General features: G+C 70.5%; 11 protein-coding genes. 6 read left to right on the top strand and 5 right to left on the bottom strand.

Annotated elements, in window-relative coordinates:
- Positions 1-186 precede the first annotated feature (186 nt).
- On the top strand, positions 187-1,077 hold the full coding sequence (locus tag ACFRMN_RS23735; protein ID WP_383022608.1) for a cellulose-binding protein: 891 nt from the start codon (positions 187-189) through the stop codon (positions 1,075-1,077).
- Positions 1,078-1,267: 190 nt separating this feature from the next.
- On the opposite strand, the gene ACFRMN_RS23730 is transcribed toward ACFRMN_RS23735, so the two are convergent.
- The gene (locus ACFRMN_RS23730) at positions 1,268-2,752 is read right to left on the bottom strand and encodes an MFS transporter (RefSeq protein WP_383022606.1); all 1,485 of its coding nucleotides are present in this window, start codon (positions 2,750-2,752) and stop codon (positions 1,268-1,270) included.
- Between the two features lie 675 nt (positions 2,753-3,427).
- Here ACFRMN_RS23730 and ACFRMN_RS23725 point away from each other — a divergent pair.
- The 4 genes from ACFRMN_RS23725 (at position 3,428) to ACFRMN_RS23710 (ending at position 10,564) form a co-directional block, all read left to right on the top strand.
- Positions 3,428-4,216 carry an ABC transporter ATP-binding protein gene (locus ACFRMN_RS23725; protein WP_383022605.1) on the top strand — a complete coding sequence of 263 codons (789 nt, stop codon included), beginning with the start codon at positions 3,428-3,430 and terminating at the stop codon, positions 4,214-4,216.
- A complete protein-coding gene (locus ACFRMN_RS23720; protein WP_383022603.1) occupies positions 4,213-6,789 on the top strand; it encodes an ABC transporter permease in 2,577 nt (858 codons plus the stop codon). The genes ACFRMN_RS23725 and ACFRMN_RS23720 overlap by 4 nt, the downstream gene beginning before the upstream one ends.
- Before the next feature lie 238 nt (positions 6,790-7,027).
- Positions 7,028-7,369 carry a hypothetical protein gene (locus tag ACFRMN_RS23715; RefSeq protein ID WP_383022601.1) on the top strand — a complete coding sequence of 114 codons (342 nt, stop codon included), beginning with the start codon at positions 7,028-7,030 and terminating at the stop codon, positions 7,367-7,369.
- A gap of 57 nt (positions 7,370-7,426) precedes the next feature.
- Entirely contained in the window at positions 7,427-10,564 is a 3,138-nt protein-coding gene (locus ACFRMN_RS23710) for an ATP-binding protein (protein ID WP_383022599.1), read from the top strand.
- On the opposite strand, the gene ACFRMN_RS23705 is transcribed toward ACFRMN_RS23710, so the two are convergent.
- The 3 genes from ACFRMN_RS23705 to ACFRMN_RS23695 all read right to left on the bottom strand — a co-directional run bounded on the left by ACFRMN_RS23705 (position 10,545) and on the right by ACFRMN_RS23695 (position 13,097).
- Positions 10,545-11,336: an ABC transporter permease gene (locus ACFRMN_RS23705; protein WP_383022598.1), complete on the bottom strand. Its 792-nt coding sequence runs from the start codon at positions 11,334-11,336 to the stop codon at positions 10,545-10,547. The two genes, ACFRMN_RS23710 and ACFRMN_RS23705, sit on opposite strands and share 20 nt — an antisense overlap.
- Positions 11,333-12,304 (bottom strand): ATP-binding cassette domain-containing protein, encoded by a 972-nt coding sequence (locus ACFRMN_RS23700; protein ID WP_383022596.1) that lies wholly within the window; start codon positions 12,302-12,304, stop codon positions 11,333-11,335. The genes ACFRMN_RS23705 and ACFRMN_RS23700 overlap by 4 nt, the downstream gene beginning before the upstream one ends.
- 115 nt (positions 12,305-12,419) lie before the next feature.
- A complete protein-coding gene (locus tag ACFRMN_RS23695) occupies positions 12,420-13,097 on the bottom strand; it encodes a class I SAM-dependent methyltransferase (protein ID WP_383022594.1) in 678 nt (225 codons plus the stop codon).
- Between the two features lie 242 nt (positions 13,098-13,339).
- Between ACFRMN_RS23695 and ACFRMN_RS23690 the strand changes: the two genes are divergently transcribed.
- Positions 13,340-13,813: a GNAT family N-acetyltransferase gene (locus ACFRMN_RS23690; protein ID WP_383022592.1), complete on the top strand. Its 474-nt coding sequence runs from the start codon at positions 13,340-13,342 to the stop codon at positions 13,811-13,813.
- Positions 13,814-13,882: 69 nt separating this feature from the next.
- Here ACFRMN_RS23690 and ACFRMN_RS23685 read toward each other — a convergent pair whose 3' ends face one another.
- Positions 13,883-14,104, bottom strand: coding sequence for a DUF397 domain-containing protein (locus ACFRMN_RS23685; protein WP_383022591.1), 222 nt, complete (start codon positions 14,102-14,104; stop codon positions 13,883-13,885).
- Positions 14,105-14,106: the final 2 nt, after the last annotated feature.

Here is a 14,106-nt window from a genome sequence, read left to right as displayed (position 1 = left end):
ACATGCGGGGGCGCCCCGGCCGTTCCGCTTTTCCGTTTTTCCGCGTTTCCACCTTTTCGGGGTTGATACCGCATCCTTGACCGGGGTGGCTGGGCGGAGTGTCGTGGTATGGGCACTTCGGTTCGCTCCAGCAGGATTGTGCCGGATGGCGTTCTGTGTGTCGTGTGTCGGAAAGGGGCTTCAAGGATGGTTGCCGCACCGTTGTCGGCTCATGGCTTCGTGCCCGTACGTGGCCGTGGCTACCGCCCCGAGCAGGTCGAGCGGGAGGTCACGGCGCTGTTCCGGGACCGTGATGACGCCTGGGAGCGCGTGGCGCGGCTCACCGTCCTCGCCAAGGAGATGGAGGGCGAGGCGGAGCGGCTACGGGAGCGGGTGGCGGCGCTGCCGCCGCAGACGTACGAGGAGCTCGGCCGCCGCGCCCAGCAGATCCTGGCCCTGGCGAACCAGGAGGACGAGACGGTACGGACCGAGGTGCGTGAGGAGACCCAGGCGGTCGTCGACGCGACGCGTGCGGCGGCCGATCAGCTGCGCGAGACAGCGCGTCAGCGGGCCGACGCCGTACGGGCGGAGGCGGAGGCGTACGCCGGGCAGGTTCTGCGTGCCGCTACGGGCGCGGCCGAGGCGGCGAGGGCCGAGGCACGGCGCGAGGTTACGGCGCAGCGTGCGGAATCGCTCGCCGCACTCAAGGAGGTGCGCCGGCGCACTCGGCGTGTGATCGAGGAGCAGGAGCAGAAGCAGGGCGAGGAACTGGCGGCGGCGGAGCGCGAAGTCGCCGACCGGGAAGCCGCGTCGCGGGTCCAGCACGACGAACTCCTGGCGTACGCCCAGCTCCAGCTGGTGGCGGCGCAGCGGGCCTTCTCCGAGGCGGGCGAACAGGCCCGCCATGGTCAGGAGGACGCGGCGGCGCGGGCCGAGGAACTGCTCGCGAGGGCACGCGCGGACGCGGAGGGCGTCGCGCGCGAGACGGAGCGGCTGCTGCGGGAGCACACGGTCGCGTGCGAGGAGACGCGGGCGCATATGGCGCATGTGCGGAACACGCTGGCGGCGCTCACGGGGCGCGTGCCGGCGGAGGAGTGACGAGGGCAGTTCGGGATCCGCGGGTGCCTGTGCCGGACCTTGGGTGCCTGTGCCGGAACTTCGGTGCTTGTGCCGGGCCTTCGGTGCCTGTTCCGGACCTTGGGTACCTGTTTCGGATCTCGGTTAGCTGCTCCGGACCTTGGGTGCCTGTTCCGAGTCCTTGTAGTACTCCCTGCTCCGGGAGTACTACCTATTCCGGATCCGTGAGTACGGGGAACCGACGGGGGGCCACGAAAATGAGCACCAGCAGGGCGACGGCCGCCGCTCCCGCCGCGCCCAGGTAGACGTATTCCACCGCGCTGTCCATCGCCCGGCGCAGATAGTCCGCGGCCTCGGCGGTGAGCGTGGCCGGGTTCTCCAGTGCCTTGGAGACGGAGTCGAGGTCGTCGGGGAGTCCGGGGGTGGGGGCGTTGGTGAGGCGGGCGGCGAGTACGCCGTTGGCCACCGCCCCGAACAGGGCGGCGCCCACGCTCTGGCCGACCTGGCGGCAGAACAGTATGGACGCCGTGGCCGTTCCCCGTTCCGACCAGCCCACGGTCGACTGGACCCCGATGATCAGGGGCAATTGGAAGATCCCGAGTGCGGCGCCGAGCAGCAGCATGATCAGCGCGGGTTGCCAGGCCTGGCCGGGATAGGGGAGGAGCGGGAAGGCGAGCAGCACCAGCAGGGCGAGGGAGATCCCGATGACGGCGGTCAGCCGGAAGCCGACGCGGTTGTAGAGGCGGTTGGAGAAGGCCGCGCTGACGGGCCAGCTCAGCGTCATGGCGGAGAGGACGAAGCCGGCGGCTATCGGGCCGAGTCCGAGCACGGACTGCGCGTACGTGGGCAGGAAGACGGTCGGAGCGACCATCAGCAGGCCGAGCGCGCCGAGGGCGAGGTTGACGGCCGCGATGGTGCGGCGGCGCCAGACCCAGCCCGGGATGATCGGGTCCGCGGCGCGGCGTTCGATGACGACGGTGGCGGCGGCGAGGACCGCGCTGCCGCCGAGGAAGGCGAATGAGGGTACGGAGATCCAGGGCCAGGCGACGCCGCCCTGGACGAGGGCGGTGAGGAGCAGCGCGCCGGTGGCGAAGACGGCCAGCGCGCCCGCCCAGTCGACGCGGCGGCGCGGTGCCCGGTCCGGGGCCGCGCCGGTGCCCTCGGTGGCTGTGGCCCGGTTCGGTTCGTGCAGATATCTGACCACCAGCCAGAGCGCGACGGCGCCCACCGGCAGATTGATCAGGAAGATCCAGCGCCAGTCCGCGTATCCGGCGAGCAGTCCGCCGAGAGCGGGGCCGGCGACGGACGAGGTGGCCCAGACCGTGGACAGTTTGGCCTGGATCTTGGGGCGTTCCTTGAGGGGGTAGAGGTCGGCGGCGATGACCTGCACCGTGCCCTGGAGCGCGCCGCCGCCGAGCCCTTGGACGACGCGGAAGGCGATCAGCGAGGCCATGTTCCAGGCGGTGGCGCAGAGCAGTGAGCCGACGAGGAAGAGGATGATGCCCGCGATCAGGACGGGCTTGCGGCCGAAGGTGTCGGAGAGCTTTCCGTACACGGGCAGGGTGACCGTCACGGCGAGCAGATAGCCGGAGAACAGCCAGGAGAAGACGGCGAATCCGCCGAGGTCGCCGACGATCTGCGGGACGGCCGTGGAGACGATGGTGCCGTCGAGCGCGGCGAGTGCCATGCCGAGCATCAGGGCGGCGACGACCGGGCCGCGACCGCGTGCCGGGCCGCCCTTGTGGGGCGGTGCGGACGGCGTGGCGGCGGACGGCGGTGTGGCCGCGGATGGTTCGGGTGCGGATGGTTCGGGTGCGGACGGCGGTGTGGCTGACGGACTCGGCGGTGGTCCGGCCGGTGGCCCGGGCGGCGGGGCCGTGGCCCGGGCTTCGGGTATCGCTTCCGTACGTCCGGAGTCCTCGGTACTTCCGCCGGCGCCGCTCACGGGATCCCTTCCCTATGCATGTATCTCCAAGGGAACAGCCTCTCACCCGGGCCTCTCGCGGGGGAGGGCGCGCACTCCGCCCGTCCATCCCCCGTCCATCACCTGCCCACCAGCCCCCCCACCACCCACCCGCCGCCCCCCCATTCGTTCCGCTCCCCCTCGCGGTGGAGTCCCCTAGGGACTCCTCCCTACTTCTGGCAAGGGGTCGTTCGTCCCGCCGGAGGACGAGGGAACGGTGGCTGGTTCCTTACGTTGGTCCTACCGCCGCGAGGGCCCGCGAGAAGGGGGCCCACCGCAGCAGGGGGGTGGGGAAAACCCCAGTTGAAGACTGCGCTGTGCACCAGCGCGCCGGGGGCCCCGATACCAGCAAACTCAGAACACCACCCGACGAACACTCGGTGTATCAAGCGAAATAGGAGACTTACCGTGACAACGGCTGTGACCATTCCCAGGCACGGGGGTACTGGAAAGCGTACGGCCGTCGCGGCGCGAGCGCGGCAGGTCGTCAAGGCGTACGGCGCGGGGGAGACCCGGGTCGTGGCGCTCGACCATGTCGATGTGGACATCGACCGCGGGCAGTTCACCGCGATCATGGGCCCGTCCGGCTCGGGCAAGTCGACGCTGATGCACTGCCTCGCGGGTCTGGACACGGTGACCTCGGGCGAGATCCATCTGGACGAGACCGAGATCACGAAGCTGAAGGACAAGCGGCTCACCCAGCTGCGCCGGGACCGGATCGGCTTTATCTTCCAGGCGTTCAACCTGCTGCCGACGCTCAACGCGTTGGAGAACATCACGCTGCCCATGGACATCGCGGGCCGTAAGCCGGACGGTCCGTGGCTCCGGCGGGTCGTGGAGACGGTGGGTCTCGCCGACAGGCTCTCGCACCGGCCGACCCAGCTGTCGGGTGGTCAGCAGCAGCGGGTCGCGGTGGCCAGGGCGCTCGCCGCCCGCCCCGAGATCATCTTCGGTGACGAGCCGACGGGAAACCTGGACTCGCGCGCGGGCGCCGAGGTGCTGGGCTTCCTGCGCCGGTCGGTCGACGAGCTGGGCCAGACGATCGTGATGGTCACGCACGACCCGGTCGCCGCGTCGTACGCGGACCGGGTGCTGTATCTCGCGGACGGCCGGATCGTGGACGAGATGTTCCGTCCGACGGCCGACGCCGTGCTCGACCGCATGAAGGACTTCGATGCCCGGGGGCGTACGTCGTGACCGTGTTCAGGACCTCCATGCGCAACTTCTTCGCGCACAAGGGACGGATGGCGCTCTCCGCCGTCGCCGTCCTGCTGTCAGTGGCGTTCGTCAGCGGCACCCTGGTGTTCACGGACACGATGAACACGACGTTCGACAAGCTCTTCGCCGCGACGTCCTCGGATGTCACGGTCAGCCCCAAGGCGCCCAAGGGCGTGGACGAGACCTCCCAGACCGGCAGGCCCGAGTCGCTGCCCGCCTCGGTCGTCGAGACGGTGCGGACGGCGGACGGAGTGAAGTCCGCCGAGGGCGCGGTCAGCAGCACGAGCGTGACGGTCGTGAACGCCGACAACGAGAACGTGGGCGCGAGCAGCGGTGCGCCGACGATCGCCGGCAACTGGACGCGTAACGACCTCCGTTCGATGGAGATCACCTCGGGTCACGCGCCGCGCGGGCCCACCGAGGTGATGGTCGACGCCGACACCGCCGAGAAGCACCACCTCGCGATCGGTGACGAGCTGCGCACCATCGCTGTCACGGGTGATTTCCAGGCCAAGATCTCCGGGATCGCCACGTTCACCGTCACCAACCCCGGTGCGGCGGCGATCTTCTTCGACACGGCGACCGCCCAGCGTGAACTGCTCGGGGACACCGGCCGGTTCACCCATGTCAATGTCACCGCGGCCGAGGGCGTCAGTGACAGCGCGTTGAAGCAGGACGTGGCGGCCTCTCTCGGCGGCGGCCCCTACAAACTCCAGACGCAGAAGGAAGCCGCGGACGCGAACCGCGCGGATGTCGGCTCCTTCCTCGATGTGATGAAGTACGCGATGCTCGGCTTCGCCGGGATCGCCTTCCTCGTCGGCATCTTCCTGATCGTCAACACGTTCTCGATGCTGGTCGCGCAGCGGACCCGCGAGATCGGTCTGATGCGGGCCCTCGGCTCCAGCCGTAAGCAGGTCAACCGCTCGGTGCTGCTGGAGGCGGTGCTGCTCGGGATCTTCGGCTCGATCGCAGGTGTCGCCGCCGGGGTGGGGCTGGCCGTCGGTCTGATGGAGCTCATGTCCTCCATGGGCATGGATCTGTCCACCGAGGATCTGACGGTGAAGTGGACGACTCCGGCGATCGGGCTGGTGCTCGGTGTCGTCGTCACCGTCGTCTCGGCGTACGTTCCCGCCCGCCGGGCCGGGAAGATCTCGCCGATGGCGGCCCTGCGCGACGCGGGCACCCCCGCCGACGGCCGGGCCGGATGGATCAGGGCGGCCATCGGTCTGGTGCTCACCGGGGCCGGCGGTGCCGCGCTCCTCATATCGACGCGGGCCGACGAGGCGAGTGAGGGTTCGGTCTTCCTCGGGGCGGGCGTGGTCTGCACGCTGATCGGTTTCGTTGTGATCGGTCCGCTGCTCGCCGGTGCGCTGGTCCGGGCGATCGGCGCGGTCGTGCTGCGGATGTTCGGCCCGGTCGGCCGGATGGCCGAGCGCAACGCGCTGCGCAATCCGCGGCGTACGGGAGCGACGGGCGCCGCGCTGATGATCGGGCTCGCGCTGGTGGCCTGTCTGTCGGTGGTCGGTTCCTCGATGGTCGCCTCCGCGACCGACGAGCTGGACAAGTCGGTCGGCGCGGACTTCATCATCCAGTCCGACAACGGCCAGCCGATCATGCCGGGGGCCCAGGCGGCGCTGGAGAAGGCGCCGGACATCGCGCATGTCACCGAGTACAAGTGGGTCGACGTCAAGCTGACCGCCCCGGACGGAAAGACGGAGTCCGACGGCATCGTCGCCGCCGACCCGACCTACGCCCAGGACCTGCGCCGCGAGACCGTCGCGGGTGAGCTGTCCGCCGCGTACGGCAAGGACGCGATGTCGGTGGGCGATACCTACGCGAAGGAGCACCGCGTGAAGGTCGGTGACCGGATATCGGTCGTCTTCCCGGGCGGGAAGAGCGCCGAGCTGACGGTCGCGGCGATCACCTCGGACGAGGCGACCATCGACAAGGGCGCGATGTACACCAGCGTCACGACAGCCCAGCGGTATGTACCGGCCGACAAGATGCCCAAGAACATGATCATGTTCGCGGCGGCCGAGGAGGGCAAGGAGAAGGAGGCGTACGCCGCCCTCAAGGACTCGCTCGCGGCCTACCCGCAGTACACGGTGCAGAACCAGACCGACTTCAAGCAGGACTTGAGGGACCAGATAGGCCAACTCCTCAATATCGTCTACGGCCTGCTGGCGCTCGCGATCATCGTCGCGGTGCTGGGAGTGGTGAACACCCTGGCGCTGTCGGTGGTGGAGCGGACCCGCGAGATCGGTCTGCTGCGGGCGATCGGGCTCTCCCGCCGCCAACTGCGCCGCATGATCCGGTTGGAGTCGGTGGTCATCGCCCTCTTCGGCGCCCTGCTCGGACTCGGGCTCGGCATGGGCTGGGGCACCTCGGCCCAGAAGCTGCTGGCTCTGGAGGGTCTCGGCGTCCTGGAGATACCGTGGCCGACGATCCTGACGGTCTTCGTGGCCTCGGCGTTCGTCGGACTCTTCGCCGCCCTGGTCCCGGCCTTCCGGGCCGGTCGGATGAACGTACTGAACGCGATCGCCACCGAGTAGAACGGTACGGTGGAGGCTCCGGCCTCGGTGGGCGTTCCTCCAACGTCCATCGGGGCCGAAGTTCGCTATCACCGCGTCGCGGTTGTTGTCCGTCAGAGTGGTTGAGAGTCGGGCGAGTTCACCCTTACGAGGGGTTGTAGCGGCATGTAGTCGACCGGACACTGAGAGCGACGGGCTCTCTCGATCGGACGATCCGGTCGACTTCCGGGGCCCGCTCACCCTGAGAGAAGGGACCGCTGTGTCCACACTCAACGCACCGGAAACCAATGCGGAGGTAGCCGCCCAGGCCGATGGACTCGCGGTCACCGGCGGCAATGTCGCCGATCTGTGGCGAGGCTGGGTCGTCTGGGGCGCGTACAACGGCTGGGTCAACTTCCCCATCACCTGGAACGTCATCAACCCGAACTCGACGGTCATCGTCACGGCCTCCGAGGTCGACGCCAACGGGGTCCGGTTCATCGGCGCCGCGCCCGTCACGGTGACGGGGATCGCCCCCGGCTCCGGAATCGTGACCGTCAAGATCAATATCGCCTGGAACAGCCCGATCCGTATCCGCACGGATGTGGTCGTTCTCAACTGAACCGGGGTTCGCCCACGGCGCGGGTTCCGGCGTCCGGGCCTTGGCTAATGTGCACGGATGACCATCGAGCTGACCCTGCTGCCGCGTGTCGCCTATCGAGGACACGAGGTCACCGCGCCCCGGCTCCGCGGTCTCCTCGCGCTCCTCGCGGGCGACTTGCGCACGGGCTGCAGCACCGAGCGGCTGGTGGCGGGGCTGTGGCCGGACGAGTTGCCGGAGCGGCCGGGAAAGGCGGTGCAGGTCCTCGTGTCCAGGGCGCGGGCGCGGCTGGACGCCGACGTCCTCGTCAGCACGGCGACCGGATACCGGCTCGCGCTCGCCGAGGACCAGGTCGACAGCGCCGCCCTGCTGCTGCACGCCGCCGCCGGCGCGGACCGGGCCAGGGCCGGGGACCACGCGGGTGCGCTGGCCGAGGCCGAGGCCGGGCTCGCGCTGTGGGAGGGCGCTCCGGTCGGGGACGGCGACACCGACGACCCCGTGGCCGCGCTGCGCACCGAGCGCGCCCCCGTCCGCGACGCGCTCGTACGCACGCGGGCGCTCGCGCTCGCCCGTCTCGGACGACACGCGGAGGCGGCGGGGCCGCTGGCCATGGCCGCCTCGGCGCATCCGCGCGACGAGGAAGTACTCGCCGAGTTGCTGCGCGGCGAGGCGGCGACGGCGGGTCCGTCCGCCGCGCTGACGCGGTACGAGACGTACCGCCGTGAGCTGCGCGACCAGCTCGGCACGGATCCGGGCGCCGGTCTCAGGGCCGTACAGCAGGAGCTGCTGCGCGGCGAGCCGCCCGTCGCGAGGCACGGCGTGCCGCACGAGCCCAACCCGCTCCTCGGCCGGGACGAGGACATCGCGGCGGTGGAGCGGCTGTTGCGCTTCTCCCGCGCCGTCACCGTCGTCGGCCCCGGCGGCCTCGGCAAGACCCGGCTCGCGCACGCCGTCAGCCGCCGGGCCGAGGAGCGCGTGGTGTATTTCGTGCCGCTCGCCGGCGTCATGGCGGACGAGGACGTGGCCGCGGAGGTGGCCTCCGCGCTCGGCGCCGGCGAGGGGCGGTCCGGTGCCATGAGCGGCCATGTCCCGGCCGACCCGGTCTCCGGCATCCTGGGCGTGCTCGGTACCGGGCCCGCGCTGCTGGTCCTGGACAACTGCGAACAGGTTGTCCGGGGCGCCGCCGACCTCGTGCGGGCCCTCGTCTCGTCCTCGAAGGACCTGCGGGTGCTCACCACCAGCCGGGCCCCCCTCGGCCTGACCTCGGAGGCGGCGTACGCGCTGCCGGAACTCGGTCTCGACACCTCCATCGAGTTGTTCACCCAGCGGGCCCGAGCCGCCAGGCCCGGTGTGCGACTGCCGCCGGACGCGGTGGCCGAGCTGTGTCGCCATCTCGACGGGCTGCCGCTCGCCGTGGAGCTGGCCGCGGCGCGGGTGCGGGTGCTCTCCGTGCCGGAGATCGCCCGCCGTCTCGGCGACCGGTTCGCGCTGCTGAGCGGCGGGGTACGGGGCGTACCGGAGCGCCACCGCACGCTGTACGCGGTCGTGGAGTGGAGCTGGAACCTGCTCGTGGACGGTGCCCGGGCGGCGCTGCGCACCCTGTCCGTCTTCCCCGGCGGTTTCTCGGGCGAAGCGGCGGAGCGGGTCCTCGGCGAGGACGCGCTGTTCCTCCTTGAACAGCTGGCCGGTCAGTCGCTGATCACCGTCGCCGACACCCCGGTCGGCGTCAGGTTCCGGATGCTGGAGACCGTACGGGAGTTCAGCGCGGCCCGGCGTGCGGAGGCGGGCGAGGACGAGGAGGCCGTCGGCCGGTTCCTCGTCTGGGCGCGGGACTTCGGGGTCGCGCACCACGGCGGGCTCCTCGGACCGGAACCGCGGGCCGCCCGGGAGCCGATCAAGGCCGAGCAGGACAATCTCGTGGCGGCCCTGCGGCAGGCCCTGGCCCGTACGGACGGCCCCACCACCGCCGCCGTCACCGCCGTCCTCGCCGCCCTGTGGTCCACCGACTCCAACCACCCCCGCCTGGCCGCCCTCGCCGCGGAGACCGGCCCGCCGCTCTCGCACTTCCACCCCGAGCCCGAATACGTCGAAGTGGCCCGCGCCGCGGCCGTGTTGTGCACGGCGAGCCTGTTCATGGACTACGGACCGCACGTCGCACGGCAGCTCGTCACCCTGCGGCGGCTGCCCCCGGCCCCGCCGGACACGCTGCTGCGCGCCACCGCGGTGGTGCTGAGCGCGGTCCCCGACATGCTCCCTCCCGACTACGAAGTGCTGCACAGGCTCTGCGGCAGCGAGCGGCCACTGGTCGCCGGCATCGCCGAGTGCGCGGCCACCTATGTGTGGGAGTACGAACACGACATCGACCGCGCGCTCTCCTCGGCCCGCCGGATGATCGCCGCACTGGGCCCGATCGACGACCCGTCCATGCAGGTCATGGGCTACTCCCGGGTGAGCGAGCTGTGCTTGAAGACGGGGCGGGGCGACGCCGCGTACGGATACCTCAAGGCGGCGCTCAAGGCGCTCCCGCGGCTCGGCGACGAGCATGACTACATCGGCGTCCGCAGCGGCCTCGCCCTTGCCTGCCTGCAGCGCGGCGACCCCGACGAGGCCGGGTACTGGCTGCGGCAGGCGGAGGGCGACGGCACGTCGCAGCAGGACGTTTTCTACAGCCCCGACCTCGGTGTGCGCGCCGAGATCGCGCTCGCCCGCGGGCTGACGGAGGTCGGGCTCGGCCTGTGGCGCGGCGCCGTGGAGCGGCTGCCCGAGGCCGGTGCGATGCACGGCGGCGACCCCTGGACCGACCCGTGGGCGCTGCAGATCCAGTCGGCGGCGGTGACAGCCCACGCACACGCCGGCCGCCTTGACCTCGTCGTGGAGCCGGTGGACCGGCTGCGGCGGCTCCTGCCGAGGCTGATCTCCGGCCCGGACCGTACGTCCATGGAACTCCCCGTGATCGGGACGGTGCTGCACGCGCTCGGCAGGGCGGGGCTCGCGTCCGGCGACGCCTCGGCGGTACGGATGATCGCGCTGGCCGAACGGCTGCGGGTGCTGCGTGAGTTCCAGCCGACGATGTCGGGAGCCCTTGCCCGGGAGGCGGCCGAGGACGCCGACAGGGTGGCGTACGCCGAGGCGGTGTCGGAGTACGCAGGGCTGGAGCGGGACGAGTTGCGGACGGCGGTCAGGGCGCTCATGCCGGTCACTTCGGATCGCGGCTGAACAACGACGTCGACCACCAGTGGCCGAGCACGGCCACGCCGACGCACCAGCCGATCGCGAGCCACCCGTTGTGGCCGATCTCGCTGCCGAGCAGCAGCCCGCGCAGGGTCTCGATGGCCGGGGTGAACGGCTGGTACTCGGCGATCGGCCGGAACCACCCCGGCATCGCCTCGACCGGGACGAACGCGCTGGAAATGAGCGGGAGGATGACCAGCGGCAGCGCGTTGTTGCTTGCCGCCTCGGGGTTCGGGCTGGCCAGTCCCATTCCGACGGCGATCCAGGTGAACGCCAGGGCGACCAGCGCCAGCAGCCCGAACGCCGCCAGCCACTCCAGGGCCGTGGCGTCCGTGGACCGGAAGCCGATGGCCACGGCGACGGCGCCGACGACGACCACGCCGGCAAGCGACTGCAGGACGCTGCCGACGACGTGCCCGATGATGACGGAGCCGCGGTGGATCGCCATCGTACGGAAGCGGGCGATGATCCCCTCGGTCATGTCCATGGAGACAGACACCGCGGTGCCGGCCGGGGTGGCGCCGATGGTCATCAGCAGGATGCCCGGGACGAGATAGGCGATGTAGTCGGAGCGATCGGCGCCGCCGCCACCGATGCCCGCGCTCATCACGTCGCCGAAGACATAGACGAAGAGCAGCAGCAGGACGATGGGCGTCAGCAAGAGGTTCAGAGTGAGTGACGGGTAGCGCCGCGCGTGCAGCAGATTGCGGCGCAGCATCGTGGAGGAGTCGCGGACGGCGAGGGGGAGGGTGCTCATCGGACGGTCTCCTTGGGCTGGTTGGGGACGTGGGCCGGGCCGGTCAGGGCGAAGAACACGTCGTCGAGGTCCGGGGTGTGGGTGGTCAGTTCGTCGGCCTCGATACCGGCGGAGTCCAGCCGGTCGAGGAGGGAGCGCAGCTCGCGCTGGCCGCCGTCGCTGGGGGTCGTCAGTGTCAGTGCCTCGTCGTCCCGGGTGACCTCGCGCAGCGCGAGGGCGGCGGACCGGTAGGCGGCCGGGTCGGAGAAGCGCAGCCGCACATGCCCGCCGGGGACGAGCCGCTTGAGTTCATCGGCGCTCCCCTCGGCGGCGATCTTGCCGTCACTGAGCACCGCGATGCGGTCGGCGAGTTCGTCGGCCTCCTCCAGGTACTGGGTGGTGAGGAAGACGGTGACGCCGTCGGAGACGAGTCGCCGGATGATGCCCCACATGGTGTGGCGGCTGCGCGGGTCGAGGCCGGTGGTTGGCTCGTCGAGGAAGATGATCCGCGGATCGCCGACCAGCGTCATGGCGAGGTCGAGGCGGCGCCTCATGCCGCCGGAGTAGGTGGAGGCGGGCTTCTTCGCGGCGTCGGTGAGATCGAAGCGCTCCAGCAGCTCGGCGGCGACCCGCCGGCCCTCGCGCTTGGACAGATGGTGCAGGTCCGCCATGAGGAGCATGTTCTCCTCGCCGGTGATCAGGCCGTCGACGGCGGAGAACTGCCCGGTGACCCCGATCGCGCCGCGCACGGCCTGCGGGTCGACGGCCAGATCGTGGCCGCCGACGTGCAGTTCGCCGGCGTCGGCGCTGATGAGGGTGGAGAGGATCTTGACGGCGGTGGTCTTGCCGGCGCCGTTCGGACCGAGCAGGGAGAAGACCGTGCCCGCCGGCACCGTCAGGTCGATGCCGTCGAGGACCGTCTTGTCCCCGTAGGCCTTGCGCAGCCCCCTGGCCGTGATGGCGAGAGAGCGAGAAGTCGGTGTCGTCATGGACCGGAGATTGCGGCAGGGCGCATTCAGCGCGGTTTCACGACGGTTTCAGCGCCCTGGAACCGGGCGGCTGTCCCGTTCGTGTGGGGGCTGAACGAGGACTTCCGCTCTCCGTTCACGGGAGCCGGGCGACGGCGGCACGGACGATCAGAGTTCCGATGTGGCTGGGCGTCGGCGCGTCGAGTACCTGTGCGTCCACTTCGGCGAACCCGGCACTGAGCAATCGCGCCTTCCACGCGGCGGGCGTGTAGCTGTAGCGGTAGGTGTACATCGCCTTGCCCGCGAAGCCTCCCTTGTACATGCCTTGAGCGCCGGATGTGCCGGGGATGGCCGGCGGGTGGGAGAAAACCAGGACCCCACCAGGGTTGAGCCGCTGGGCGATCAGCGGAAGCAGTTCCTCCGGGTCGGTGAACCAGACGGCCCCGAAGATGGAGTAGACGGCGTCGTATGTCTCCGTATCGCTCCGCAGGTGTTCCGTCACCTCAGCACAGACGAACCGGGGACCTCCCGGACCCCAGCGCTCGGTGATCTGCTCGACCATGACCGGGGAGAGGTCGACGCCCGTCGTCTTGACGCCTCGCCGAGCGAGGTAGGCCAAGGCCCTCCCTGTGCCGCACCCGATCTCCAGAGCTGTCCCGGGGGAGCCCAGCAGTTCGGGCCCCGGCCCGTGGCCGGCGTACTGCGTCCAGCGGAAAACGGGGTCGGAGTCGAGCACTTTGTCCTTGACGCTCTGGGACTGGGCGTACGTGTCCCAGAGTTCACGCTCGTGCTCGATGTTGTGGTGTGCGGGCAACGCGCCTCCTCAGTTCCTCGCCGACCTCGAACCCGCCCTTGCGCGACACTTCGGCGGTCCGTATCACGGTGCCGGCGCCGCGCCGTTCGAGGGGGACCGTGGTTCTTGTATCGCCCCTCGTTGTACTCCTCGCACAATGCGAATGGGCTGATTGCGCACTATTGCGCGACAGTGCTCTGTCGGCGCCCAGTTCTGGATGAGGAAGACTGACGGATCTGGGCCAAGGTCATGGAGGTTGACGTATGGAGATCGTTTCCCGCGCGTACGAACACCCGCACGTCTCCTCGTTGGTCGCACGTCTTCAGGCCGAGTACGTGCGGATCTACGGGGCTCCGGACGACAGTCCCGCCGAGCCGGGGCAATTCTCGCCGCCTAGCGGGGCGTTCGCCGTGGGGTACGAGGACGCCATACCCGTCGCGATGGGCGGCTGGCGGTTCCGTGAGGACGGGCGCGCGGAACTCAAGCGGATGTATGTCGTCGACGAGCGGCGTGGGAGAGGACACTCGCGGTCGGTCCTGGCGCTGCTGGAGGACTCGGCCGCGGCTGCGGGCGCGTTCGCGATCGTCCTGGAGACGAATCAGCGCCACCCCGCGGCGATCGGCCTGTACCGCGCCTGCGGCTACACGGAGGTCCCCGCCTTCGGCTACTACGCCGACGACCCGCTCACCGTCTATCTCGGCCGGCCGCTGCCACGTCGGATTGCTACGAACTCCTGAACAGGGCCCTGGGCGCGCTGTCTGGCCCCGGCCCGATGGTCCGGGCACCCGTGTTCGCGTTGTGCTTGTTCAGGCGTCGGTGCCGAGGTCGGGGTCGGCGGCGAAGTGGTCGAACTCGCCTGCTTTGACGCCGAGGATGAAGGCGCGGAGCTTTTCGGGGGTGGTGGTGACGATGACGTCCGGCTCGTCGCTCTCGTGGAGCTTGATGGAACCGTCGTCGGCTACGGCGATGTGGACGCAGCCGTTCGCTTCGCCGCTGAAGGAGGACTTCTGCCAGTTGAGGGCGGACACGC

Source organism: Streptomyces sp. NPDC056835, assembly GCF_042789485.1.
Lineage (GTDB): Bacteria > Actinomycetota > Actinomycetes > Streptomycetales > Streptomycetaceae > Streptomyces.
Note: the sequence above shows the minus strand (reverse complement) of the source record. Positions and strands in the feature narration are given on the sequence as shown.

Bases quoted from the DNA above. Each gene is read 5' to 3' on its own strand.
- ACFRMN_RS23700 (WP_383022596.1), bottom strand. From the start codon at position 12,304: ATGACGACACCGACTTCTCGCTCTCTCGCCATCACGGCCAGGGGGCTG.
- ACFRMN_RS23710 (WP_383022599.1), top strand. From the start codon at position 7,427: ATGACCATCGAGCTGACCCTGCTGCCGCGTGTCGCCTATCGAGGACAC.
- ACFRMN_RS23705 (WP_383022598.1), bottom strand. From the start codon at position 11,336: ATGAGCACCCTCCCCCTCGCCGTCCGCGACTCCTCCACGATGCTGCGC.
- ACFRMN_RS23690 (WP_383022592.1), top strand. From the start codon at position 13,340: ATGGAGATCGTTTCCCGCGCGTACGAACACCCGCACGTCTCCTCGTTG.
- ACFRMN_RS23730 (WP_383022606.1), bottom strand. From the start codon at position 2,752: ATGCTCGGCATGGCACTCGCCGCGCTCGACGGCACCATCGTCTCCACG.
- ACFRMN_RS23735 (WP_383022608.1), top strand. From the start codon at position 187: ATGGTTGCCGCACCGTTGTCGGCTCATGGCTTCGTGCCCGTACGTGGC.